At 70.5% G+C, this 22674-nt stretch carries 25 protein-coding genes and 1 tRNA gene; 17 read left to right on the top strand and 9 right to left on the bottom strand.

Annotated features, from left to right (window positions below):
- The first annotated feature begins 130 nt into the window (after window positions 1-130).
- The 4 genes from RBJ65_RS14160 (at window position 131) to RBJ65_RS14145 (ending at window position 1994) form a co-directional block, all read left to right on the top strand.
- The gene (locus RBJ65_RS14160; protein ID WP_306324097.1) at window positions 131-475 is read left to right on the top strand and encodes a hypothetical protein; all 345 of its coding nucleotides are present in this window, start codon (window positions 131-133) and stop codon (window positions 473-475) included.
- 58 nt (window positions 476-533) lie between these two features.
- Window positions 534-665, top strand: a complete 132-nt coding sequence (locus RBJ65_RS14155; RefSeq protein ID WP_306324096.1) for a hypothetical protein — start codon at window positions 534-536, stop codon at window positions 663-665.
- A 244-nt stretch (window positions 666-909) separates the two neighbouring features.
- Complete coding sequence (locus tag RBJ65_RS14150) at window positions 910-1206, top strand: type II toxin-antitoxin system VapB family antitoxin (RefSeq protein WP_003955420.1); 297 nt, start codon at window positions 910-912, stop codon at window positions 1204-1206.
- Window positions 1207-1343: 137 nt separating this feature from the next.
- The gene (locus RBJ65_RS14145) at window positions 1344-1994 is read left to right on the top strand and encodes a LytR C-terminal domain-containing protein (RefSeq protein ID WP_306324095.1); all 651 of its coding nucleotides are present in this window, start codon (window positions 1344-1346) and stop codon (window positions 1992-1994) included.
- A gap of 69 nt (window positions 1995-2063) precedes the next feature.
- Here the strand turns inward: RBJ65_RS14145 and upp are convergent, their stop codons facing one another.
- Complete coding sequence (gene upp, locus RBJ65_RS14140) at window positions 2064-2699, bottom strand: uracil phosphoribosyltransferase (protein WP_306324094.1); 636 nt, start codon at window positions 2697-2699, stop codon at window positions 2064-2066.
- Between the two features lie 130 nt (window positions 2700-2829).
- Here upp and RBJ65_RS14135 point away from each other — a divergent pair, with 130 nt between their 5' ends.
- The 4 genes from RBJ65_RS14135 (at window position 2830) to RBJ65_RS14120 (ending at window position 4577) form a co-directional block, all read left to right on the top strand.
- Window positions 2830-3162: a hypothetical protein gene (locus tag RBJ65_RS14135; protein ID WP_306324093.1), complete on the top strand. Its 333-nt coding sequence runs from the start codon at window positions 2830-2832 to the stop codon at window positions 3160-3162.
- Window positions 3163-3356: 194 nt separating this feature from the next.
- The gene (locus tag RBJ65_RS14130; protein WP_306324092.1) at window positions 3357-3914 is read left to right on the top strand and encodes a hypothetical protein; all 558 of its coding nucleotides are present in this window, start codon (window positions 3357-3359) and stop codon (window positions 3912-3914) included.
- 109 nt (window positions 3915-4023) lie between these two features.
- Window positions 4024-4482, top strand: a complete 459-nt coding sequence (gene tadA, locus RBJ65_RS14125; RefSeq protein WP_306324108.1) for a tRNA adenosine(34) deaminase TadA — start codon at window positions 4024-4026, stop codon at window positions 4480-4482.
- Between the two features lie 10 nt (window positions 4483-4492).
- Window positions 4493-4577 (top strand) — tRNA-Ser (locus RBJ65_RS14120).
- Between the two features lie 81 nt (window positions 4578-4658).
- On the opposite strand, the gene RBJ65_RS14115 is transcribed toward RBJ65_RS14120, so the two are convergent.
- Window positions 4659-4955, bottom strand: coding sequence for a hypothetical protein (locus RBJ65_RS14115; protein WP_306324091.1), 297 nt, complete (start codon window positions 4953-4955; stop codon window positions 4659-4661).
- Window positions 4956-5400: 445 nt separating this feature from the next.
- Between RBJ65_RS14115 and RBJ65_RS14110 the strand changes: the two genes are divergently transcribed.
- The 5 genes from RBJ65_RS14110 (at window position 5401) to RBJ65_RS14090 (ending at window position 8932) form a co-directional block, all read left to right on the top strand.
- A complete protein-coding gene (locus RBJ65_RS14110) occupies window positions 5401-5574 on the top strand; it encodes a hypothetical protein (protein ID WP_306324090.1) in 174 nt (57 codons plus the stop codon).
- A 15-nt stretch (window positions 5575-5589) separates the two neighbouring features.
- Complete coding sequence (locus tag RBJ65_RS14105; RefSeq protein ID WP_306324089.1) at window positions 5590-5883, top strand: Dabb family protein; 294 nt, start codon at window positions 5590-5592, stop codon at window positions 5881-5883.
- 159 nt (window positions 5884-6042) lie between these two features.
- Window positions 6043-6867, top strand: a complete 825-nt coding sequence (locus RBJ65_RS14100) for an RNA polymerase sigma factor SigF (RefSeq protein WP_306324088.1) — start codon at window positions 6043-6045, stop codon at window positions 6865-6867.
- Between the two features lie 246 nt (window positions 6868-7113).
- Window positions 7114-8061, top strand: coding sequence for an RNA polymerase sigma factor SigF (locus RBJ65_RS14095; RefSeq protein WP_306324087.1), 948 nt, complete (start codon window positions 7114-7116; stop codon window positions 8059-8061).
- Window positions 8062-8170: 109 nt separating this feature from the next.
- Window positions 8171-8932, top strand: a complete 762-nt coding sequence (locus tag RBJ65_RS14090; RefSeq protein ID WP_306324086.1) for a hypothetical protein — start codon at window positions 8171-8173, stop codon at window positions 8930-8932.
- A gap of 27 nt (window positions 8933-8959) precedes the next feature.
- On the opposite strand, the gene RBJ65_RS14085 is transcribed toward RBJ65_RS14090, so the two are convergent.
- Window positions 8960-9172, bottom strand: coding sequence for a hypothetical protein (locus RBJ65_RS14085; RefSeq protein WP_306324085.1), 213 nt, complete (start codon window positions 9170-9172; stop codon window positions 8960-8962).
- A 197-nt stretch (window positions 9173-9369) separates the two neighbouring features.
- Here RBJ65_RS14085 and RBJ65_RS14080 point away from each other — a divergent pair, with 197 nt between their 5' ends.
- From RBJ65_RS14080 to RBJ65_RS14065, 4 genes are all read left to right on the top strand, one after another.
- Window positions 9370-9888 carry a MarR family winged helix-turn-helix transcriptional regulator gene (locus RBJ65_RS14080; protein ID WP_306324084.1) on the top strand — a complete coding sequence of 173 codons (519 nt, stop codon included), beginning with the start codon at window positions 9370-9372 and terminating at the stop codon, window positions 9886-9888.
- Window positions 9889-9908: 20 nt separating this feature from the next.
- A complete protein-coding gene (locus RBJ65_RS14075) occupies window positions 9909-12434 on the top strand; it encodes an MFS transporter (protein WP_306324083.1) in 2526 nt (841 codons plus the stop codon).
- A gap of 210 nt (window positions 12435-12644) precedes the next feature.
- Window positions 12645-13463 (top strand): YceI family protein, encoded by an 819-nt coding sequence (locus RBJ65_RS14070; protein ID WP_306324082.1) that lies wholly within the window; start codon window positions 12645-12647, stop codon window positions 13461-13463.
- Window positions 13464-13520: 57 nt separating this feature from the next.
- Complete coding sequence (locus RBJ65_RS14065) at window positions 13521-13982, top strand: PPOX class F420-dependent oxidoreductase (RefSeq protein ID WP_306324081.1); 462 nt, start codon at window positions 13521-13523, stop codon at window positions 13980-13982.
- Window positions 13983-14051: 69 nt separating this feature from the next.
- Here RBJ65_RS14065 and RBJ65_RS14060 read toward each other — a convergent pair whose 3' ends face one another.
- The 6 genes from RBJ65_RS14060 to RBJ65_RS14035 all read right to left on the bottom strand — a co-directional run bounded on the left by RBJ65_RS14060 (window position 14052) and on the right by RBJ65_RS14035 (window position 22641).
- Window positions 14052-14849 (bottom strand): TetR/AcrR family transcriptional regulator, encoded by a 798-nt coding sequence (locus tag RBJ65_RS14060; protein ID WP_306324080.1) that lies wholly within the window; start codon window positions 14847-14849, stop codon window positions 14052-14054.
- A gap of 78 nt (window positions 14850-14927) precedes the next feature.
- Window positions 14928-16442 carry an MFS transporter gene (locus RBJ65_RS14055; RefSeq protein ID WP_306324079.1) on the bottom strand — a complete coding sequence of 505 codons (1515 nt, stop codon included), beginning with the start codon at window positions 16440-16442 and terminating at the stop codon, window positions 14928-14930.
- 133 nt (window positions 16443-16575) lie between these two features.
- Complete coding sequence (locus RBJ65_RS14050) at window positions 16576-18804, bottom strand: glycosyltransferase family 39 protein (protein ID WP_306324078.1); 2229 nt, start codon at window positions 18802-18804, stop codon at window positions 16576-16578.
- On the bottom strand, window positions 18801-20159 hold the full coding sequence (locus RBJ65_RS14045; RefSeq protein ID WP_306324077.1) for a bifunctional glycosyltransferase family 2/GtrA family protein: 1359 nt from the start codon (window positions 20157-20159) through the stop codon (window positions 18801-18803). Before RBJ65_RS14045 ends, RBJ65_RS14050 begins: the two co-directional genes overlap by 4 nt.
- Before the next feature lie 173 nt (window positions 20160-20332).
- Window positions 20333-21889 carry an ATP-binding protein gene (locus tag RBJ65_RS14040; protein ID WP_372341465.1) on the bottom strand — a complete coding sequence of 519 codons (1557 nt, stop codon included), beginning with the start codon at window positions 21887-21889 and terminating at the stop codon, window positions 20333-20335.
- Complete coding sequence (locus tag RBJ65_RS14035) at window positions 21886-22641, bottom strand: response regulator transcription factor (protein WP_306324076.1); 756 nt, start codon at window positions 22639-22641, stop codon at window positions 21886-21888. Before RBJ65_RS14035 ends, RBJ65_RS14040 begins: the two co-directional genes overlap by 4 nt.
- Window positions 22642-22674 lie beyond the last annotated feature (33 nt).

The following is a 22674-nucleotide window of genomic DNA, read 5'->3' as shown; positions in this document are numbered from 1 at the left end:
CGCCGGCGGGGCTGTCGTTGCCGGGCGGGGCTGAAAGGTGTGTCAGCCGGGTGCGGGGGCGGTAACCCGTGAGGGCGGATCTGGGGGTGTGTGGATCACGTCGTGGTCGGGGGTGGGCAGATGACGGGGCATGAGTGCCGCCGTGTCCGCCGCCGGGCCGGGACCCCGTGTCCGGGCCATGGCGCGTGCGCTCGTGCTGGTGGTCGCGCTGCTGCTCGCGCCGCTCGGCGTCGCCCCCGCCGAGGCATCGGCGCCGCCGCCCGCCGCCGTCGCCTCCTCCTGCGAGCCGGGCGAGGGCTCCCGGGACGCCTCCGATGAGGCGCTCCGGCTTCCCACGGGCCACCCGGTCCGGCTTCTCACGGCTCCGCCGCCGAGCGCCCCGCCGTGCCCCCTGCTCGTCTCGCGCCCCGACACCGCGGCGCACCCCGCACCGCCGTTCCACCGCGCCCTGCGCACCGTCGTCCTGCGCTGCTGACAGGTCCCGCCCCGGACCTGTTCGTACTCACGCACGACGTCGGAAGGACGGCACCCCCATGCCCAAGGACCCTTACGCGCTGCTGCGCGCCCTGATGCGCGCGGAGGCCGCGCGTGCCGCGAAGGAGCGGACGCCCCCGCCCGCCGCTCCTCAGGACCAGCCCCCGCGGCGTAAGAAGGACGCCCGCTGAAGTCGGCTCCCCGCGCCCTCGCACCGGGCGCGGGGAGCCGTCCGTCAACGCGGCGAGCGCCACTACCCCGGAAGTGCCGCCGACACGCCTCCTTTCGACCAACTCACGTGCGGCGCCACTCATTTCAGGCCCCTGTGAACGGCTCGACTGGACCTGGTTGGCACCGGTTAAGCACGTTATTTACCGACGTCGCACTGCGTCCCCAAGGCTGCGCCCGGAGAGCCTCGCCCGGTAGGCTTTCCGTGTGATCTTCAAGCGCATCGGAAACGGCCGGCCGTACCCCGACCACGGCCGGGAAAGCACCCGGCAGTGGGCGGACGTCGCGCCGCGCCCGGTCCGCCTCGATCAGCTGGTGACGACCAAGGGCCAGCTCGATCTGGAGACCCTGCTCGCCGAGGACTCGACGTTCTACGGCGATCTCTTCGCCCATGTCGTGAAGTGGCAGGGCGATCTGTACCTGGAGGACGGGCTGCACCGCGCCGTGCGCGCCGCGCTCCAGCAGCGCCAGGTGCTGCACGCCCGCGTCCTCGAACTCGGCTGATCCTCGGCTGAACCCCGGCCGATCTTCGTGCCCGGCTGACGGCGCCTCAAGTCCGTATTGGCCCTTTTGGGTTGGACTGAGCGACTGACCGTGATCATTTAATAGGCATCGTCGCCGCACAGCATTACGCTGCGCCCATGAGCATGCTCACTCCACCCGGCATGGGCGGCAAGTACCGCATCACAGGGGACAAGTACCCCCGCATGCGGCGCGGTCGCCCGCGCAGCAGGATCGTGCTCGCGGTCGTCGCGTCCGTCGCCGCGATCGCCCTGATCGGCTGGGGCTCGTTCCAGTTGGTCGACGTGTTCACGGGCGGCGACAAGGCCAGCGCCGCGGGGGCGAAGTCGGGCGCCTGCGAGAAGAAGCCGAGCGCCTCGCCCTCCCCGGGCAAGGCGGCGCAGAAGCTGCCGAAGCCCTCCGACATCACCGTGAACGTCCTGAACGCCACCGCCCGCGGCGGCCTCGCCAAGGACACCGCGGACGAGCTGAAGAAGCGCGGCTTCAAGATCGGCGACGTGGGCAACGCCACGAAGGCCTACGACAAGAAGGTCAAGGGGCCCGGCATACTGCTCGGCGCCTCCGCGGCCACCGACGCCGCGCTCCCGGTGCTCGGCACGCAGCTGACCGGCGCCGACCTGAAGACGGACAAGCGCACGAAGCCGACCGAGGTCGACCTGATCATCGGCTCCGGCTTCAAGAAGCTCACGAAGAAGCCGGCCGCCGACAAGGCGCTGACCGCGCTCAGCCACCCGAAGCCGGAGCCGAGCGCGTCCGCGGGCTGCCGGTAGGACGAAGAGAAGGGCCGGGTCCACGAACGCTCCGCGTTCGTGGACCCGGCCCTTCTCGTAGGAAAGTCTCTACTCGGCCGCGCCGTACATCCGGTCCCCCGCGTCGCCGAGGCCCGGGATGATGTACCCGTTCTCGTTGAGCCGCTCGTCGACCGAGGCCGTCACGACGGTGACCGGGGTGCCGGCCAGCTCGCGCTCCATGACCTCGACGCCCTCGGGGGCGGCGAGCAGCACCACGGCCGTGACGTCGTCGGCGCCGCGCTTGATGAGCTCCTGGATCGCCGCGACGAGCGTGCCGCCCGTGGCGAGCATCGGGTCCAGGACGTACACCTGGCGGCCGGAGAGGTCGTCCGGCATCCGCGTCGCGTACGTGGACGCCTGCAGCGTCTCCTCGTTGCGGACCATGCCGAGGAAGCCCACCTCGGCGGTCGGCAGGAGGCGCACCATGCCGTCGAGCATGCCGAGGCCGGCGCGCAGGATCGGCACCACCAGCGGGCGCGGGTAGGACAGCTTGACGCCGGTCGTCCGCGCGACGGGGGTGTCGAGGTCGACCTGGTCGGTGCGCACGTCCCGGGTCGCCTCGTACGCGAGCAGGGTGACCAGCTCGTCGGCGAGGCGCCGGAAGGTCGGGGAGTCGGTGCGCTTGTCGCGCAGAGTGGTGAGTTTGTGCGCCACCAGCGGGTGGTCGACGACGTGGATCCGCATGTCCTCAACAGTAACCGGGTCACGGAGCCGCCCGCTCCCCCGCGCGGTGGCATCAACGGCCGGTCCGGGGGGAAGGTGGAAAGGACTCGCCGAACAGGAGCCGACTGGGCGGACTGGGGTGGTGTGGCCGATGGCGGACGAGCAGCGTCGAGCACGGCCCGACCGGGGGTCGCGGGGGGCCGCAGCCGGACCGGAGCGGGAGCCGAAGGCAGTCGGTACGGGACCGGAGCGGGAGCCGAAGGCAGTCGGTACGGGACCGGAGCGGGAGCCGAAGGCGGCGGAGCCCGACCCGCCCCCGGACTCCGGGTCAGGCCCGGAGACCGACGCCGAGCGCAGGCGCAGGCGCGCCCTCTTCCTGCGCGAGCTGACGGAGGCGCGGGAGCTGCGCGCCCGGGTCCAGCCGCGCCGCGCCCGGGCGGCACGGATGCGACAGCAGATGCGCATGCGCACGTTTCGCTGGTGACGAGCCCCGTCGGTCGCCCCGCCGAAGGACCCCGCGAAGGACGCGCCACGAACACAGCGCGCGGAAGACCTCTCTTGGAGCCGGACTTTCTGCCACGATTCCGAGTGGGCGGGGCTTGAACTGCACTCCCCGCCTCCACAACCCCGCCGGGGGGAATCCCGACCGGCACACCTGAGACCAGTGGGAGAGTCACGGTGTACTTCGCCGCACTGCTCGCGCGCACCGAAGACGGGTGGGAAGCGAGCGACACAGAGCTCGACGACGTGGAGACCCTGTCGGACCTGTCCGACCTGGCCCGCGAGGCGGCGGCCGAGGCCGGCGCAGAGGACGACACGGTCCTCGTCTTCATCGAACAAGAGGACGCGTGGTTCGGCGTCGTCCGCGTGGACGGCGAGGAGGACCCTCGCATCTACATCTCCGACGCGGCCGCGGCCGCCCGCAGCAGCTACGGCGAGATCCTGCTCACCGACGAACTGCTCGGCAAGGCCCCGGACGGCTCGGACGCGGTCGACGACCTGGACGCCCTGAACCTGGACGGTACGGAGGACGGCGAACCGGACGACGAGGACGGGGCCGAGGAGGAGGAGGACGCGGGCGCCGAGGTGGTCCCGCCCGGCCCGCTCGGCGACAGCGAGGTCCTCGCCGACCTGGGCGTCCCCGAGAAGGAACTGCTCACCCTCGACGGGGCGGACGCGCTGGGCGAGATCGCCGACGCCCTGGGAGCGTCGGAGGTCCTCGAAACGGTGCGCTGACCGACGCGGCGATAGATTCCTCGCCGTGACACCCTCCGACCCCGTTCCCGGCCCCGCCCCCGACGCCGCCGCCGTCCCCGATCCCGTACGAGACCCGTGGTCGCCGTCCATGCGGCTCGCCCTGGCCGAGGCCGGGCTCGCCGCGGCGGGCGGCGATGTGCCCGTCGGCGCCGTCGTCCTGGCGCCGGACGGGACCACGGTGCTCGCCCGAGCGCACAACGAACGCGAGCTGACCGGCGATCCGACCGCGCACGCCGAGGTACTGGCGCTGCGCAGGGCCGCGCGGGAGGTGGGCGAGTGGCGGCTCACGGGGTGCACGCTCGTCGTCACCCTGGAGCCGTGCACGATGTGCGCGGGCGCCCTCGTGCAGTCCCGCGTCGACCGGGTCGTCTACGGAGCCCTCGACGAGAAGGCGGGCGCGGCCGGTTCGCTGTGGGACGTGATCCGCGATCGACGGCTCAACCACAGGCCCGAAGTGGTCTCCGGAGTACTCGCGCGGGAGTGCGCCGAGCCCCTCACCCGCTTCTTCAGGGATACGGATTTCGGACCACGGCCCACCATGGGCTAGAGTTCCTCTCGGTAGCGTGTCCGAGCGGCCGAAGGAGCTCGCCTCGAAAGCGAGTGAGGGGAAACTCTCCGAGGGTTCAAATCCCTCCGCTACCGCTCACAGACGAAGGGGCGGATCCGAAAAGGATCCGCCCCTTCGCGTTGCCCGGCCGCGTTCGGCCGCGCTCGACCGCTCGCTCAGCCGGCCTGCTGCGGGTACTGGTACTGCTGCTGCTCGCCTCCGAGGCGGACCTCGGACAGCGCCTTCTTCACCGGGACCTTGGCCAGGTAGCCGGAGCCGAAGCAGATGTTCTGCAGCACGTACCAGAACTTCTCGGCGCTGGTCATCTCGCAGAGCCCGTACTCGCTGAGGGCCTTCTTCGTGGGGACCTTCGCGAAGTAGGCGGCTCCGAACGAGATGCACCCGAGGATGTACCAGAAGCTCTCCGCACCTGTGGTGACGCCTCTTCCGAGGGCCTGGGTCTGGTTGGCCATGGGTTGTCTCTCCTCGCGCTCGTCCTGTAGGCGCGCCCATGATCCTGCGCCGGCACGGCGAGTGAAGACCGAAACACGGAAAAGCCCCGACACCCGTCGAAAGGTGCCGGAGCCTTCACGTCCCGTTCGGGACGGGGGGAGTGGTATCGGGGGGACAAACCACTCCCCCCGATGAGGACGGACTCCCGTAGCCCGCGCCGCTTCTGGGGGGAAGCCGCGGCGCGGACCCCGCAGTCGGGGTCACGTCCCAGCCCTTCGGATTCCTGCCAGACCCTCCGGGCTCATCACCAATCCTGCGCCTTTGCGGGGGCTCGGAGCGGCGGCAAAGGACCCATAACAGGAGGCCGTTGGTCCTTAAAAGTCACATGAGTGATCGCCCGCGTTAGACTCACCGCCGGCAAACAGGGGCCACAGGGGTTACGGACGCGGGCACGGGGAGGCCATCGTGGTGCAGTCGAAGAAGATCGCGCTCTTCGTGGGGGTGGTCTTCGTGCTCTACGTGATCATCACCGACCCCGCCAAGGCCGCCGACTACGTCCAGATAGGGTTCGAAGGCGTATCGTCCGCCGCCCAGTCCATAGGCGACTTCATGACCTGGGTCGTCAACGGTGGGAAGTAGCCCCAGGGAGCATCCGTGATCCGCCATCTGGTCCTCTTCAAGCTCAACGACGGCGTGAGCCGTGACGAACCGCGCGTGGCCGCCGGTGTCGAGGCCTTCCGCGCGCTGGGCGAGAAGATCCCGGAGCTGACGTTCTGGGAGTGCGACTGGAACATCACCGACCGGCCGATCGCCTACGACTTCGCGATCAACTCGGCCGTCGAGGACACCGAGGCCCTGAAGCGGTACATCGAGCACCCCGCGCACCAGGAGGGCGTCGCCATGTGGCGCGAGTTCGCCACGTGGGTGATCGCCGACTACGAGTTCTGAGCCGCCGCGGCCGAAGCCCCTCACCGGAACGGTGAGGGGCTTTCGTGCGTCTCGCACCCCAACCGACCCATCAACACGTAGTTATGCGGTGCTTGCACACAGTGCACATGTCTTGTGATGCTATGACCGCTTTTGACCGATGAGTTGACGGAAACAGAGGTGGAGTTGACCGTGCCGGCCAGTACTGCGCCTCAAGAAGCACCGCCCACGCCCGCGAAGAGCAGGGGCGCCGACGCCCGTGCTCTGACCCAGGTCCTCTTCGCCCAGCTCAAGGAGGTCCCGGCGGGCAGCCCCGAGCACTCCAGGCTGCGCGGCGCCCTGATCGAGGCGAACCTGCCGCTGGTGCGCTACGCCGCGGCCCGCTTCCGCAGCCGCAACGAACCGATGGAGGACGTCGTCCAGGTCGGCACCATCGGCCTGATCAACGCCATCGACCGCTTCGACCCGGACCGCGGCGTGCAGTTCCCGACCTTCGCGATGCCGACCGTCGTCGGCGAGATCAAGCGGTACTTCCGGGACAACGTCCGCACCGTCCACGTACCGCGCCGCCTCCACGAGCTGTGGGTGCAGGTCAACAGCGCGACCGAGGACCTGACGACCGCCTTCGGGCGCTCCCCGACGACCGCCGAGATCGCCGAGCGGCTGCGGATCGGCGAGGACGAGGTGCTCGCCTGCATCGAGGCGGGGCGCTCGTACCACGCGACGTCCCTGGAGGCGGCGCAGGAGGGCGACGGGATGCCGGGGCTCCTTGACCGGCTCGGCTACGAGGACCCGGAGCTGGACGGCGTCGAGCACCGCGACCTCGTCCGCCACCTCCTCGTACAGCTGCCCGAGCGCGAGCAGCGGATCCTTTTGCTGCGCTACTACAGCAATCTGACGCAATCTCAGATCAGCGCGGAACTGGGTGTCTCACAGATGCATGTGTCAAGGCTCCTCGCCCGCAGCTTCGCTCGACTTCGTTCCGCAAACAGGATCGATGCCTAGCTCGATCGGGTAGACAGCGCGCACGGCGCATTCGCGCCAGAATCCGCGCCACCTTCCGCCACACCCCCTGCTTCCTGCACCGATCCATCCCATACATGTCGACATGTCACTACAGCGTGTTGCCGACATGTGACATTCTGCTGGAACGGCGTTTGGCGCGGCCCCACGTCCGGTATTCAGGTGGAGGCTGCGCTCTTACCTGACGGGAGCGTCCGCCGCGACCGTCCGCGACCTCAAGGGGGTGGCATGTCCGCAGACCAGGGCAGCTCGAAGGTGCTCACGCTCACGCCCGGCGCGTCCGCCGCGACCGACGACATGAGCGAGCAGACGCCTGCCGCGCTGATCGACGCTCCTCTTCCCGCCTCGGTTCCGGCCCAGGCCGCCGAGAGCCCAGAGGTGCCCGGGACGCCTCGGACCTCAGGGGCCATCGACACCCGCACCCTGTCCCGCTCCCTGTTCCTGCGTCTTGCCACGCTCGACGAGCAATCGGCGACGAGCAACGAGCGGGCCTATGTCCGCGACACCCTGATCGAGCTGAACCTGCCGCTGGTGCGCTACGCGGCGGCCCGGTTCCGCAGTCGCAACGAACCGATGGAGGACATCGTCCAGGTCGGCACGATCGGTCTGATCAAGGCGATCGACCGTTTCGACTGCGAACGCGGCGTGGAGTTCCCGACCTTCGCGATGCCGACGGTCGTCGGTGAGATCAAGCGCTTCTTCCGGGACACCTCGTGGTCGGTGCGGGTGCCGCGCCGCCTCCAGGAGCTGCGCCTCGCCCTGACCAAGGCCAGCGACGAGCTCTCCCAGAAGCTGGACCGCTCGCCGACCGTCCCGGAGCTCGCCGCGGTGCTCGGCGTCTCCGAGGAGGACGTGGTCGACGGCCTCGCGGTGGGCAATGCCTACACGGCCTCGTCCCTGGACTCCCCCGCCCCCGAGGACGACGGCGGCGAGGGCTCCCTCGCGGACCGGCTCGGTTACGAGGACAGCGCCCTGGAGGGCGTCGAGTACCGGGAGTCGCTCAAGCCGCTGCTGGCCAAGCTGCCGCCGCGCGAGCGCCGCATCATCATGCTCCGGTTCTTCGCCAACATGACGCAGTCGCAGATCGGCGAGGAGGTCGGCATCTCGCAGATGCATGTGTCGCGGCTGCTCACGCGGACGCTGTCGCAGCTGCGGGACGGCCTGATCGCCGACTGAGCACCGACCGAGCCAACCGAAAGCTCTTTACGGGCTTCCGATTTGACGGAGCGTCAGACACACTGGCGCGATGCTGCGGACTTGGTTGCTCGGTCACAGGAAGGCCGCCGTGGGGGCCGCTTCGGTCGCCGTGGTGTGCGCGAGCGCGGGTGCCGTCGTCGCCCTCGACGGTGGCGACGGGCCCGATAAATACGTGGCCGTGGGCGCGGCGGGAGCGGCGCCCACGAAGCCGGGCGAGCGGGTCGCGCCCTCCGGCAAGGTGGAGCTCGTACCGCTGGACTCGCCGACGCCCGGCGCCCCGGGCTCGTCCGGCAAGGGCACGTCGGACAAGGGCGCCAAGGGCAGGGCCGGGGAAGACGCCCCGGGCGCGGGCGGCAGCGCCACCCCGCCGCTCGGCGACACTCCGGGCGAGAGCGGCACACCGTCCGCCACCGGGAAGCCCCCCAAGTCCACCGCCCCCGACGACGACACCGCCGGCTCGGGTGACTCAGGCAGCTCCGGCGGCTCAGGCGGATCCGGCGGCGGGGACACCGCCTCCTCGGGCCCCTCGGCCCCCTCAGGGCCCGCCGAGCTCAAGCTCGTCGGCGACCCCGACCTCAAGAAGGCGGACAAGCGCTGGTGTCAGGACGTGACGCTGACCCTGCGCAACTCCGGTGGCAGCGCCGTGCGTTCGGGCACCGCGAAGTTCGAGACGCACGTCATCGGCGCGCTGGGCATCGACTGGGCGACCATCGACGTCACCAAGAAGCTCCCCGTGCCCATCGGGGCCGGGGAGCAGAAGCGGAAGACGTGGACCGTGTGTGTCGACGACTGGCGCGTCCCGCTGGGGATGCGCCTGGAGACGAAGGACGTCGACGTCGACTGGGAGTGAACTCCAGTAGAAGAAGCCTTACTTGAGTTACTTGAACGCCAGCCAGGCCACTGCCGCGACCACGATGACCGCGAGCACGATGCCGATGATCAGGCCTGCGCCAGGTCCTGACTTCGCGGGGGCGGCCGCCGCCTGGCGGCGCCCCTGAGGCTGCTCGTCGACGAAGGCGCGGAACATCTGGGTGTTGCCCGCGGGGTCGGGGTTGCCCTGGGGGCCGGGGCCTTGGGGGTTGTTAGCCATGGGGCAGGACCCTAGCGAATTGCAGTGAACGGCGCCACAGTCCGGGCGCACACCAGCTGAGCTGCGACTTTACTGATTTGCACGCGATCTTTGCCGCGATTTTATCCGCGACCACCCCTTTTCGTTTGCCTGCGGCAACCAACCGCTTCTATGGTTGCCCTAAGCAACAAATAAAGATCTTTTGGTCAGGAGGTGCCGTGGCCGCACAACGTCACTACGACGAGCTGGCGCGACAGATGAGCGCCTTCGGAGCCGTCAAGAGGGACATGGCGCGGATCCTGCCGCACGACTGTCCGACCGGTTCGGCCGCGGTACTCACCCTGCTCAGGCGCTACGGCGACATGCGGATGAGCCGCATGGCCGAGCTGCTCGCCGTGGACGTGTCCGTGGCCAGCAGGCACGTGGCACACGTCGCGGACCGCGGTTGGATCGAGCGCCATCCCGACCCCGCCGACAAACGCTCGCGCATCCTCAGCCTCACCGAAAAAGGCTCGCAGCAGATGGACCTGCTCAATGAACGGAGCACCCAACTGCTCGCCGACCGGCTGAGCGACTGGTCCGACGACGAGGTCGATCAGTTGATCGTCCTCATGACGCGGTTGCGCGACAGCTTCGGCGACTGCCGTACGACGGGGTCCCGAGCAACGGTTCCGCAGGCCGCCACTGAGCCGACCCCCGGGTCGACCGCTCAGGCCACCACCCGTACACCCGCGTAAGAAGTAAGAAAAGGAATCCCATGGCAACAACCACACCGGCCGGTGTGCGGGGCAGCCATCCCAAGCACTCAGGGGCCGCCCCCGAAGGCGGGGCGGCGATGTCGCACCGACAGATCCTGGAGGCGCTGTCCGGGCTGATGCTCGGCCTGTTCGCCGCCATCATCTCGTCGACGATCGTCTCCAGCGCCCTGCCGAAGATCATCGGCGACCTGAACGGTGGCCAGTCGGCCTACACCTGGGTGGTCACGGCCTCCTTGCTCGCGATGACGGCGACGACGCCGCTCTGGGGCAAGATGGCCGACATATTCAGCAAGAAGGCCCTGGTCCAGACGGCCCTGCTGGTCTATGTCGTCGGTTCGGTCGTCGCCGGGTTCGCGCAGAACCCCGGGATGCTGATCACCGCCCGTGCCATCCAGGGCATAGGCGCCGGCGGTCTGTCGGCCCTGGCTCAGATCATCATGGCCGCCATGATCGCCCCGCGTGAGCGCGGTCGTTACTCCGGTTACCTCGGCGCCACGTTCGCCGTCGCGACCGTCGGCGGTCCGCTGCTCGGCGGCGTCATCACCGACACCGACTGGCTCGGCTGGCGCTACTGCCTGTTCGTCGGTGTGCCCTTCGCGCTGATCGCCCTGATCGTGCTGCAGAAGACCCTGCACCTGCCGGTGCTCAAGCGGAAGGTGAAGCCCGACTGGGCCGGCGCCTTCTTCATCACCGCCGCGGTCTGCCTGCTGCTCCTGTGGGTCACCTTCGCCGACGACAAGTACGAGTGGCTGTCGTGGCAGACGTACACGATGGTCGGCGGCGCGATCGTGCTCGCGCTGATCTTCCTGCTCATCGAGGCCAAGGCCAGCGAGCCGATCATCCCGCTGCGGCTCTTCAAGAACCGCACCATCACCCTCGCCTCGCTCGCCTCGCTGTTCGTCGGTGTCGCGATGTTCGCGGGCACCGTGTACTTCTCGCAGTACTTCCAGATGGCGCGCGGCAAGACGCCGACCATGTCCGGTGTCATGACGATCCCGATGATCGGTGGCCTGTTCGTCTCGTCCACCGTCTCCGGCCAGATCATCACGCGGACCGGCAAGTGGAAGGCGTGGCTGGTCGCCGGCGGTCTCTTCCTCACCGCGGGTCTGGGTCTGCTCGGCACCATGCGCTACGACACCGAGTACTGGCACATCGCGATCTTCATGGCGCTGATGGGCATCGGCGTCGGCATGATGATGCAGAACCTCGTGCTCTGCACACAGAACCAGGTCGCCCCCCAGGACCTCGGTTCCGCGTCCTCCACCGTGAGCTTCTTCCGGTCCCTCGGAGGTGCGGTCGGCGTCTCGGCGCTCGGCTCCGTCATGTCGACCCGGATCAGCCACTACGCCAAGGACTCGATCGGCGATCTCGACCCGCAGTCGCGGGCCGCGGCCGCCAAGTCCATGGGCGGCAGCTCGCTTCCGGACATGAACTCGCTGCCCGGCCCGATCCGCAACTGGCTGGAGGCCGCGTACGGGCACGGCATCGCCGACATCTTCCTGTACGTCGCCCCCATCGCGTTCCTGGCGGTCATCGCCACGATCTTCATCAAGGAGGTTCCCCTGCGTACCACCGGAGCCCTCGAGCAGGCCGCACAGGGCGATTCGACGCCCGCCGCCGCCCCGGCCCAGGCCGCTGCCCCCGCTCCCGCCCCCGCGCCGGAGCCGGTTCCGAGCCTGGTCGGTGCGGGTGAGCCCGCGGCCGACACCCAGACCCAGCGCCTGGCGGCCGTCGCCTCCGCCGGTGGCGACGCGCCCGTCGGCGGCGGCACCCCGGTCCGCGGGTTCGTCCGCGGCGCCGAGTCCGCCCCGGTGCCGCGCGCCGCGGTCACCCTGATCTCCCTCGGTGGCCGCCAGCTCGGCCGCGCCGTGGCCCAGGGCGACGGCTCGTACGGTGTCGACGCCCCCGGCGCCGGCTCCTACGTCCTGATCGCCTCGGCCGACGGCTACCAGCCGCAGGCCTCCACGGTCCTCGTGGGCGAGGACCCGGTCACGTACGACATCCTGCTCAGCGGGACCAGCGGCCTCACCGGTGTGGTGCGGGCCAGCGAGTCCAAGGCGCCGGTCGCCGGGGCGATGGTCATCGTCACCGACGTGCGCGGCGATGTGCTCGCCACGGGCCAGTCCGGCCAGGGCGGCGAGTTCACCTTCGCCGAGCTGGTTCCGGGCCCGGTCACCGTCGCGGTGAACGCGCCGGGTCACCGGCCGACCGCGCTGCCGGTCGAGGTCAATGGCACGGGCGTCACCCGCGTCGAGATCGACCTGCACTCCGGCTCCCAGGTCCAGGGCACCATCCGGGCCGCGGGCCGCGCGCTGAACGACGCGCGGGTCACGCTGGTGGACGCCGCGGGCAACGTGGTCGCGACCGCCACCACCGGCGAGGACGGCGCGTACGCCTTCACCGACCTGGACGGCGGCGAGTACACGGTCATCGCGACCGGTTACCCGCCGGTGGCCACCGGGCTGAGCGTGAACGGCAGTGGCGTCGACGGCCACGACATCGAACTCGCGCACCCCGGCGAGTAGTTGACCCCGGGCCTACCTGAACGTGTGGTTCGCGCTTTGAGCGGACGTGAAGCACACAGGCCCGGTTGTGAGAATGGGCCCCGGACCCGGCGGCGTCGCCAACGGCAGGGGACGGCCGAGACGCACGCCGACCGGGGCCCGTCCACGTAGAGGGAGCGATGACCAGCCCGCCTCTACGTACGTATGAACTTGAGCTAGGAGAGCAAAAGCATGGGACTGAGCGCGCGGATCCGCACGCGGGACGGGTGGGCCCTGCCGCACGCCGTCGTCACGGTGACCGACATGACCGGCTCGCAGGTGCTGCGGGCCGAGGCCGATGACGAGGGCGCCGTGCACGACCCGGCCCAGCTCGCCCCCGGTCCCTACACCGTGATCGTGACCGCCGTCGGCTATGCCCCCGCCGCGTCCACCGCGATGGTGACGGCGAGCGGGCGGGCCGACGTGGGCAGCATCGTGCTGCACCGACAGGGCGGGGCCGAACTGCCGCCGCCGGGACCGTGGATGGTCGACCCGGCGCACTCCTCGGTCGCCGCGACGGCGCAGCACCTCGGGATCACGTCCGTGCACGGGCGGTTCACCGACTTCACCGCCCGTATCGACATAGCGCAGGACCCGGAGAAGTCGCGGGTCGAGGCCGTCATCAAGTCGGCGTCCATCGACACCGGCAACGGCATGCGCGACGGCCACCTGAAGTCCCCGGACTTCCTGGACGTGGAGACGTACCCGGAGATCACCTACCGGTCCACCGCGATCGACCCGGCGGGCACCGACCGCTGGACCGTGCACGGCGAGCTGAGCCTGCACGGGGTGGCGCGCGAGGTCGACCTCGACCTCAGCTACCTCGGCACCGGCGCCGACCCGTGGGGCGGCACGCGTGCGGCGTTCAAGGCGACGGCCGAGCTGAAGCGCGAGGACTTCGCGATGAACTACAACCAGGTCGTGCAGGCCGGCATCGCCGCGATCGGCGCGACGCTGAAGGTCGAGCTCGACATCCAGGCCGTGCAGGGCGACGCGCTGCCGCAGATGTAGCGAAGGGCTCCTCTGTAAAGGGCTCCTCTGTAACGAAGAGCGCCTAGGGTGCGGGGCATGGCTCCGAACATCGCGACCAACACCCGTGTGTCCCTCGACGAGTTGCTCGACTTCGTACGTCCCCGGCACCGCGCCCTCCTCATCACCGCCCGCGCCGACGGCACCCCGCAGGCCTCACCTCTGACCTGCGGGGTCGACGGTGACGGGCGGATTGTTGTCTCTACGTACCCGGAGCGGGCGAAGACGCGGAACGCGAAGCGGGATCCGCGGGTCAGTCTCGTCGTGCTCAGCGACGAGTGGAACGGGCCGTGGGTGCAGGTCGACGGGGTGGCGGAGGTCATCGACTCGCCGGACTCCGTCGAGCCGCTCGTCGAGTACTTCCGGTGCATCTCGGGGGAGCATCCGGACTGGGACGAGTATCGCGAGGCGATGCGGAAGCAGGGGAAGTCGATTATCCGGGTGACGCCTCAGAAGTGGGGGCCCGTTGCCACGGGTGGGTTCCCGGCGCGGCTGGCGTAACCGGCAACGGCGTCGCGGCCTCGGGGCGCTGCCCCGGCCCCCGCGCCTCAAACGCCGGCGAGGCTTGATCTATCCGCGGGCCACCAAGGACTCGATGCCGGCGATCTGGAGGTCCAGGGCGACCTGGAAGTCCATGTCGCGCATCGTGTCGACGTCGCCGCCCTCCTCCACGGCCTCCATCATCCGCTCGGCGTGCTGGAAGTCGTCCGCCATTTCGGCCGGGACGCTGAACTGGGCCATCGCCTTGTGGAAGTACTCGTCCTGGGTGAGGCCCACCTCGGCGCAGCGCTGCCGGAAGTGGCCCTCGATGGTGCCGTAGCCGTACACGAACTGGAAGACGGAGGAGACCGCGCCGCGCTGCTGGGCCAGCGTGAGGCCGGTGCGGGCGATGACCCGCTGGACCGCGCGCGAGAACAGCAGCGACTTCGGGCCGATGTTGAGGTAGTTGCCGACGAGCGGCGAGATCCAGGGGTGGCGGACCAGCAACTTCCGGTACGTCGCCGCGAGTTCGCGCAGTTGGGTCTGCCAGTCCGGGAGATCCTCGGCGCCCGCGTCCGTGTCGGGGATGTCCAGCTCGCCGAAGACGTGGTCGAGGGCGAGTTCGAGGAGGTCGTCCTTGGTGTCGACGTACCAGTAGACGGACATCGCGGTGACGCCGAGCTCGTTCGCGAGGCGCCGCATCGAGAACTTGGCGAGGCCCTCCGCCCCCAGCAGCTTCACCGACGCCTCGGTGATCCGCTCCCGGTCGAGGCCGCTCGGCTGCTCGGCGCGGCGACCGCGCGACGCTCTGGGCCTCGGCTCCGCGGCGCCACCGTCCGTGTTGTCGGCGGCATCGAGCCAGACGCTCATCCGCGCTGCCTTCGCCATGGCGTTCCTTCCCGGGAGTTCCTCGTACGCGGGCGGGGTCGGGCCCGCGTAGGAGACCGCTCCCCGCCCGCAACGATGCTAAGCGGAAGTCGGTGCCACCGACTCCGCCCGTTCCGCCCTGCGCAGCAGCGCCGCCGCGAGCAGGCCGCCCGCGAGCACGGCGACCGCGCCGACCAGTTGGCTGCTCTCCAGACCGGAGGAGAAGGCGTCGCTGATCCGGGCCTTCTCCTCGGCGGAGTTCGCCGCCGCGAGCGCCGCGGGGAACGAGGCCGCGGAGACCGATACGAGCGCGGCGAAACGGGCGTTCAGGACCGCGCCGAGCACGGCCACCCCGAGCCCGTTGCCGAACTCCGCGAGGGTGCCGTTGACCCCGGCGCCGACGCCCGCCTTCTCCGGCGGGATCGCGCTCATGATGGCGTTGGCCATCGCCGGCATCGAGAGCGCCATGCCCGCGCCCATCACGATCAGGCCGGTCAGCAGCCCGCCGTACGAGTCCCCGCCGAGCAGCGCGATCACGGCGAGCCCCGCCGCCATGCACGTCATGCCGGTCGCGATGGTCAGCGGCGTGCCCATCTTGGGCAGCAGCTTGGCGCCGACGCCGGTGAGGTTGAGGGCGACGATGGTCAGGGCCAGCGGCGCCGTCCGCAGTCCCGCCTCCAACGGGCCGTAGCCCAGGACGAATTGGAGGTGCTGGGTGAGCAGGAACAGCGAGCCGCCCATGCCGAACGCGACGAGGATCGCGCCCGCGACCGCGCCCGTGAACTTCTGGTTGCGGAAGAAGTGCATGTCGAGCATCGGGTACGGGATGCGCAGCTCCCACGTCACGAAGGCCGCCAGGAAGACGACGCCGATCGCGGCCGATGCGAGGGTGGGCGTCGACGTCCAGCCGTCGTCGGGGCCCGAGATGATCGCGTAGACGACGCCGGTCATGCCGATCGTCGAGAGCAGCGCGCCGAGCAGGTCGGGGCGGTCGCCCTGCGGGTTCTTCGACTCGGGGACCAGGGTGATCACGGCGAACAGGCCGAGGACCGCGACCGGGATGTTGATGAGGAAGATCGACCCCCACCAGAAGTGGTCCAGCAGCACGCCGCCGAGCAGCGGGCCGACGGCGAAGCCGAGCGAGTTGACCGTGGCCCACAGGCCGATGGCCTTCACGCGCTCGGTGTCGGTGAAGACCTGCACCACGACCGCGAGCGTCGACGTCATCATCAGCGCCCCGCCGACACCCATCCCGGCGCGGGCGGCGATCAACTGCCCGGTGGATCCGGCGAACGCGGCGGTCAGCGAGCCGACGCCGAAGATCGCGAGACCCGCCGCGAGCATCTTCTTGCGGCCGTAGCGGTCGGACGCGCTGCCCGCGGTGAGCAGCAGCCCGGACTGGACGAGCGAGTAGGCGCTGATCATCCACTGGACGTCGGACGTCGAGGCGTGCAGCTCCCGGGTGAGGGAGGGGATCGCGACGTTCAGGACGGTGTTGTCGAGCAGCACGGTCAGCTGGGCGAGGCAGATGACGCCCAGGATGAGCCAGCGCTGCGGGTGGCCGCCGGGCGTGACCTGGGGTGCCTCGGTGGCCGGGTCGGCCGTGGGCGCCATGGGTACTCACTCCTCTACGGTGTACGGGAATGACGTTTCCCGTACACCGTAGAGGATGTGTTGTACGCCGTACAAGTGCCTTTCTCGGCCGGGCCCTCGGCCGGGCCCTCGGCCGGGCCCTCGGCCGGGCCTTCTACTTGGGCTGTGTGAGGTCGTAGAACGTGGCGCTGCCCACCGTCACCTTCTTGAAGTTGGCCTTGACCCACTTCGTGATCTTCGATGCGGAGCCGGAGTCGGAGCCGCCCATGCCGCCGCCGGAGTCGCCGCCGATGAAGTAGTGGATCTTGCCGTCCTCGACGTACTGCTTGAACTGGGCGAGGGTCGGGGACGGGTCGGTGCCGTTGAAGCCGCCGATCGCCATCACCGGGTCGCCGGTGGCGAGTTGGTAGCTCGACTGGTTCTGCGAGCCGATCGTGGCGGCGGCCCAGGTGTAGTCCTCGGCGTTCTGCTGGAGGAGCTTCTTGGCCTTGGTGCTGACCTGGGCGCCGTTGAGGAGGCCGCCCATGCCGCCGCCCTTGCCGCCGCCCTTGCCTCCGGCCTTTCCGCCGCCGGGCATGGCGCCGCGCTGCTTCTGGTTGCCGTTGCTCTTGCCGGTGCCGTTCGGGGGCTGGCCCATCCCGCCGCCCGGGCCGTTCTGGCCGCCTTGGCCGTTCTGGCCGCCTTGGCCGGTCTTGCCGTTCTGGCCCGGCATCCCGCCGCCAGGGAAGCCGCCCTTGCCGCCGGTCTTTCCGCCCGCCTTACCGGCACCGGGGAAGCCGCCCTTGCCGCCGCCACCGGGGCCACCACCCGGGCCGCCACCACCGGGGCCGCCCATCATGCTGGCGCCCGAGGGGCCCGCCGTCACGATCGACCCGGTGTGCCCGGTGTTCAGCGTCGAGATGGTGTACGCGGTGGGGGCGGCCAGCGAGGCCGCGAGGCCCAACCCGGCCGCGCCGAGCGCCAGTTGACGGTTCACGCGGCCCGCGAGGGCGAGGCCGAGGCCCGCCACGAGCCCGCCGACGAGCACCGCCCACCGCAGCCACGGCAGGTAGTCCGGGGTCCGGCCGAGCAGCACGTACCCCCACACCGCGGTCGCCGCCACGGCCGCGCCCAGCGTCACCGACCAGGCCACCCGCGCCCGCCGCTCCCACAGCGCCACCGCGCCCATGCCGATGACGGCCGCGAGGTACGGGGCCAGGGCCACCGTGTAGTACTGGTGGAAGATGCCGGCCATGAAGCTGAAGACCAGGCCGGTCATCAGCAAGCAGCTGCCCCACGCGAGGAACGCGGCGCGCGTCAGGTCCGTACGCCGTGCCTTCCACGTCAGGACGACGCCCGCGACGAACAGGATCAGCGCGGCGGGGATCAGCCACGAGATCTGGCTGCCGATCTCGGAGTTGAACATCCGGGTGAGCCCGGTCTCGCCCCACTGGCCACCGCCCGCGGCGCCACCACCGCCGCCTCCGACGGATCCGGCCTCCTCGCCGTTGATGCGGCCGAGGCCGTTGTAGCCGAAGGTCAGCTCAAGGAACGAGTTGTTCTGCGAGCCGCCGATGTACGGCCGCGAGGACGCGGGCCACAGCTCGACGATCGCCACCCACCAGCCGCCGGACACGATCATCGCGACCGCCGACAGGGCGAGTTGACCGAACCGCTTCCGGACCCGGACCGGCGCGAACACCGCGTAGAGGACCGCGAGCGGCGGCAGGATCAGGAAGGCCTGAAGCGTCTTGGTGAGGAAGGCGAGGCCGACGGCGACGCCCGCCCAGACCAGCCACTTCGTACGCCCCTGCTCCATGGCGCGCAGCACGCAGTAGACCGTGGCCGTCATCAGGAGCGCGAGCAGCGCGTCCGGGTTGTTGAAGCGGAACATCAGCGCGGCGACCGGCGTCGTCGCGAGCACCACCATGGCGATCAGTCCCGCCGCGGCGCTGAAGCGGCGGCGTACCGCCCCGTACAGCAGACCGGCGGTGGCGAGGGCCATCAGCACCTGAGGGGCGAGGATCGCCCACGAGTTGAGGCCGAAGAGGCGGACCGAAAGGCCCATCGGCCACAGCGCGGCGGGCGGCTTGTCGACGGTGATGGCGTTCGCCGCGTCGGACGAGCCGAAGAAGAACGCCTTCCAGCTCTCGCTGCCCGCCTGCGCCGCCGCCGAGTAGAAGGAGTTGGCGTAGCCGGAGGCGGAGAGGTTCCAGAAGTAGGCGGCCGCGATCACGAGGAGCAGGCCGAGGAAGGCCGGGCGGGCCCAGCGCGGGTCCTCGGGCCTGCCGCGCCACACGCGCTTGAGGAACGCGGGCCGGGGCCCGGGAGGGGACTCGGCGGGCGCCGCCTCGGCGGCGGTGTCGTACGACGGGTCGTACGAGGGTCGGAGGTCGGTGGTCATCGCTGGCTCCTCACCTGCGGAACCTGGGGTTCTTGTACGGGGGCCGGGGCAGCGCTGCCCCGGTCGGTCTGGTCGTTGAACACCCACGCCCTGAAGAGCAGGAAGCGCAGGATCGTCGCCGCGAGGTTGGCCGCGATGAGGACGATCAGCTCGGTGGAGTGCGAGGGGTTGCCGGAGGCGTTGTCGAGGGCGGCGAGCGAGCCGCTGGTCAGGGCCCAGCCGATGCCGAAGACGACGATGCCCTGGGCCTGGTGGCGCACGGCCTTGTCCCGGCCGCGCACCCCGAAGGTAAGGCGCCGGTTGGCGGCCGTGTTGGCGATGGCCGAGACGAAGAGGGCGAGCGCGTTGGCGATCTGCGCCCCCGAGAACGTACGGAAGCCGGAGTACAGCAGCAGGAACAGCAGCGTCGACAGGCCGCCGACGACACAGAAGCCGAGCAGCTGGCGGGCCAACCCCTTTGGTACGTCGGCGAGTTCGCGGTCGCGCGGGTCGTCGCCGAAGGGGCGGGCGAGCCGGTCGAGGGGGAGCGAGCCGGTGGCGAGGGCCTTGCCGACGCGCCACACGCCCTTGAGGTCGTCGGTCGCCGTCTTGACGATGTGCACGGTCGAGTTCGGGTCGTCGACCCAGTCGACGGGCACCTCGTGGATGCGAAGACCGGCCCGCTCGGCGAGCACCAGCATCTCGGTGTCGAAGAACCAGCCGGTGTCCTCGACCAGCGGCAGCAGCACCTGCGCGACATCGCGCCGGATCGCCTTGAACCCGCACTGTGCGTCGGAGAACCGGGCGTGCAGGGAGCCGCGCAGGATGAGGTTGTACGTACGGGAGATGAACTCGCGCTTCGTGCCGCGCACGACCCGGCTGGCGCGGGCGAGGCGGGAGCCGATCGCGAGGTCGGAGTGCCCGGAGATCAGGGGCGCCACGAGGGGGAGGAGGGCGTTCAGGTCGGTGGACAGATCCACGTCCATGTACGCGAGCACCGGCGCGTCGGACGCCGACCACACGGTGCGCAGGGCGCGTCCGCGGCCCTTCTGCTCGAGGCGGAAGTAGCTGGCCTCCGGCAGTTCGGCGGCGAGTTCGTGCGCCACCTGCGGGGTGCTGTCGTTCGACGCGTTGTCCGCGACGGTGATGCGGAAGGGGTAGGGGAAGGTGCGGACCAGGTGGTGGTGCAGCCTGCGCACGCACTCACCGAGGTCCTTCTCCTCGTTGTAGACGGGGATGACAACGTCCAGGACCGGCACATCGACTTCGCCGCTGCCGGCCGGGAGGTGCTCCCGCGCCGGCAGCGCCCCGAACCTCGCGGAGACGGTGCTCGCGGATGCGGTGGGGTCGATGCCCGGAGAAGAGTCGGTTTGCATGCCACCGACATTCGCCAACTGCCCTGTTAGGGCTGTGTGGTGAAGCTTTGCCCTGCCTGTGAGTGCATTTTCAAAGCCCCGCCGGCGCTTGAGGCGCGGGGCCCGGGGCAGAGCCCCGATCCTCAAGCCCCGCCGGCGCTTGAGCAGCGGGGCCCGGGGCAGAGCCCCGACCCTCAAGCCCCTGCGGCGCTTGAGCAGCGGGGCCCGGGGCGGAGCCCCGCGACGTCGGCACGGGTGGCCGGCACGCCCGCGTGGGCCGGCAGATGCACGGTAAAAACGGTGCGGCCCGGCACGCTGTCCACCGTCACCGACCCTCCGTGCGCCGCCGCGACCGCCTGCACAATGGCAAGCCCGAGCCCCGTGGACCCCGCCTTCCTCGACCGCGAGGTATCACCGCGCGCGAACCGCTCGAAGACGCGCGGCAGCAGCTCCGGCGGGATGCCGGGCCCGTCGTCCTGTACGTCGAGGCAGACCCAGGGGCCGTGCCGGTGCACGCGGGCGGTGACGGTGGTGCCGGGAGGCGTGTGCGTACGCGCGTTGGCCAGCAGATTGACCAGCACCTGGTGCAGGCGCGCCGAGTCGGCGAGCACGGTGGCCGGCTCGTCGGGGAGGTCGAGGCGCCACACATGGCTCTGGTCGGCGGCGCGGGCGTCACTGAGCGCGTCGACGACGAGCGGCGACAGGTCCGTCGGCTCGTACGACAACGGCCGTCCGGCGTCGAGCCGGGCGAGCAGCAACAGGTCCTCCACAAGCCCCGTCATCCGGTCCGCCTCGGACTCGATGCGGCCGAGCGCGTGCCGGGTGTCGGGCCCGGTCTCCTCGCGTCCGCGCCTGGTCAGCTCGGCGTAGCCGCGGATGGAGGCGAGCGGCGTACGCAGCTCATGGCTGGCGTCGGCGACGAACTGCCGCACCCGTGTCTCGCTCTGCTGGCGCGATTCGAGCGCGCCGTGCACATGGTCGAGCATGCGGTTGAGCGCGGCGCCGACCTGGCCGACCTCGGTTCTCGGGTCGGCCTCGGACTCGGGGACGCGTTCGTAGAGGGTCACCTCGCCGCTGTGCAGCGGGAGTTCGGAGACGCGGGTCGCGGTCGCGGCGACGCGGCGCAGTGGCCGCAGATTGACGCCGACCATGATCGCCCCGGCGGCGCCGGCCGCGACGAGGGCCGCGGCGGCGACGAGCAGTTCGGTGACGATGAGCTTGTTGACGGTGGAGTCGACCTGGGCGGTGGGGCGGCCCACGTAGAAGTCGCCGTCGGCCGAGGAGACGTACTCGACGCGGTAGCTGCCGAGGCCCGGCAGGTCGACCGTGTGCTTGGAGTCGTCGTCGACCTGGGGGACGTCCTCCAGGGCGTCGAGCACGGATTGCGACAGCTCGTCGGTCCCCAGCTGCCGCTCGCCGGAGGTGTTCGTCGCCTCGACGCTCACCTTGCCGTCGGTGGCCTGCCCGCCGTCGACCTCGGCGCCGAGGGTCCCCTCGGGGGAGCCCAGGGTCACGAACCCGAGGCTGCCGAAGTCGTGCTGCCCCAGGGGCCCGCCACCGGGAAAGTCGCCCTTCGGCCCGCCCGCCCGCATCGCTATGCCGTGCACCTGCTTGTCGAGCTCGTCGTACAGGTACGAGTGCAGCGAGACGGCCGACACCACCCCGATCACCGCCGCCACCACGGCCATCAGCGCGACGGCCGTGACGACGAGCCGGGTCCGCAGCGTCTGCGGCCGTCCCCCGCGCTTCACGACGAGGCGGTGGCGGCCACGGCCGGCTTGATCAGGTAGCCGGCGCCGCGCCGGGTGTGGATCATCGGCTCGCGCCCGGCGTCGATCTTCCGCCGCAGGTACGAGATGTAGAGCTCGACGACGTTCGCCTGCCCGCCGAAGTCATAGCTCCACACCCGATCAAGGATCTGCGCCTTGCTGAGCACGCGCCGCGGGTTGCGCATGAGGAAGCGCAGCAGCTCGAACTCGGTGGCGGTGAGATGGATGTTGTCGCCGCCCCTCGACACCTCGTGGCTGTCCTCATCCAGCATCAGATCACCGACGACGAGGACGGACTCGCTGCGCCGGTCGGCGGCGCCGGTCCTGCGGATGAGCCCGCGCAGCCGCGCGACGACCTCTTCGAGGCTGAACGGCTTGGTCACGTAGTCGTCGCCACCCGCCGTGAGCCCCGCGATCCGGTCCTCCACGGCATCCTTCGCCGTCAGGAACAGCACGGGCACTTCGGGCAGCTCGCGGCGCATCCGCCCGAGCACGCTCAGCCCGTCCATGTCCGGCAGCATCATGTCGAGCACGACGGCGTCGGGCCGGAACTCGCGCGCGGTCTGCACGGCTCCGCTCCCGTCGCTCGCGGTGCGCAGCTGCCAGCCCTCGTAGCGCAGGGCCATGGACAACAGCTCGGTGATGGACTGCTCGTCGTCCACGACAAGCACCCGAACGGGACTCCCGTCCGGCCTCAGCAGTTCGGTACGCCCCTGGGGCGAGGTCGCGGTCATGGTGCAACGATGCGACGCGCCTCTGAGAGCGCC

It is taken from the genome of Streptomyces sp. KL109B (assembly GCF_030766935.1).
GTDB lineage: Bacteria > Actinomycetota > Actinomycetes > Streptomycetales > Streptomycetaceae > Streptomyces.
This window is presented reverse-complemented; position numbering and strand designations above follow the sequence as displayed.

Bases quoted from the DNA above. Each gene is read 5' to 3' on its own strand.
- RBJ65_RS14070 (WP_306324082.1), top strand. From the start codon at position 12,645: ATGGGACTGAGCGCGCGGATCCGCACGCGGGACGGGTGGGCCCTGCCG.
- RBJ65_RS14145 (WP_306324095.1), top strand. From the start codon at position 1,344: ATGAGCATGCTCACTCCACCCGGCATGGGCGGCAAGTACCGCATCACA.
- RBJ65_RS14155 (WP_306324096.1), top strand. From the start codon at position 534: ATGCCCAAGGACCCTTACGCGCTGCTGCGCGCCCTGATGCGCGCGGAG.
- RBJ65_RS14160 (WP_306324097.1), top strand. From the start codon at position 131: ATGAGTGCCGCCGTGTCCGCCGCCGGGCCGGGACCCCGTGTCCGGGCC.
- RBJ65_RS14055 (WP_306324079.1), bottom strand. From the start codon at position 16,442: ATGGCGCCCACGGCCGACCCGGCCACCGAGGCACCCCAGGTCACGCCC.
- RBJ65_RS14035 (WP_306324076.1), bottom strand. From the start codon at position 22,641: ATGACCGCGACCTCGCCCCAGGGGCGTACCGAACTGCTGAGGCCGGAC.
- RBJ65_RS14050 (WP_306324078.1), bottom strand. From the start codon at position 18,804: ATGACCACCGACCTCCGACCCTCGTACGACCCGTCGTACGACACCGCC.
- RBJ65_RS14085 (WP_306324085.1), bottom strand. From the start codon at position 9,172: ATGGCTAACAACCCCCAAGGCCCCGGCCCCCAGGGCAACCCCGACCCC.
- RBJ65_RS14060 (WP_306324080.1), bottom strand. From the start codon at position 14,849: ATGGCGAAGGCAGCGCGGATGAGCGTCTGGCTCGATGCCGCCGACAAC.
- RBJ65_RS14075 (WP_306324083.1), top strand. From the start codon at position 9,909: ATGGCAACAACCACACCGGCCGGTGTGCGGGGCAGCCATCCCAAGCAC.
- RBJ65_RS14045 (WP_306324077.1), bottom strand. From the start codon at position 20,159: ATGCAAACCGACTCTTCTCCGGGCATCGACCCCACCGCATCCGCGAGC.
- RBJ65_RS14065 (WP_306324081.1), top strand. From the start codon at position 13,521: ATGGCTCCGAACATCGCGACCAACACCCGTGTGTCCCTCGACGAGTTG.
- RBJ65_RS14095 (WP_306324087.1), top strand. From the start codon at position 7,114: ATGTCCGCAGACCAGGGCAGCTCGAAGGTGCTCACGCTCACGCCCGGC.
- upp (WP_306324094.1), bottom strand. From the start codon at position 2,699: ATGCGGATCCACGTCGTCGACCACCCGCTGGTGGCGCACAAACTCACC.
- RBJ65_RS14135 (WP_306324093.1), top strand. From the start codon at position 2,830: ATGGCGGACGAGCAGCGTCGAGCACGGCCCGACCGGGGGTCGCGGGGG.
- tadA (WP_306324108.1), top strand. From the start codon at position 4,024: ATGCGGCTCGCCCTGGCCGAGGCCGGGCTCGCCGCGGCGGGCGGCGAT.
- RBJ65_RS14115 (WP_306324091.1), bottom strand. From the start codon at position 4,955: ATGGCCAACCAGACCCAGGCCCTCGGAAGAGGCGTCACCACAGGTGCG.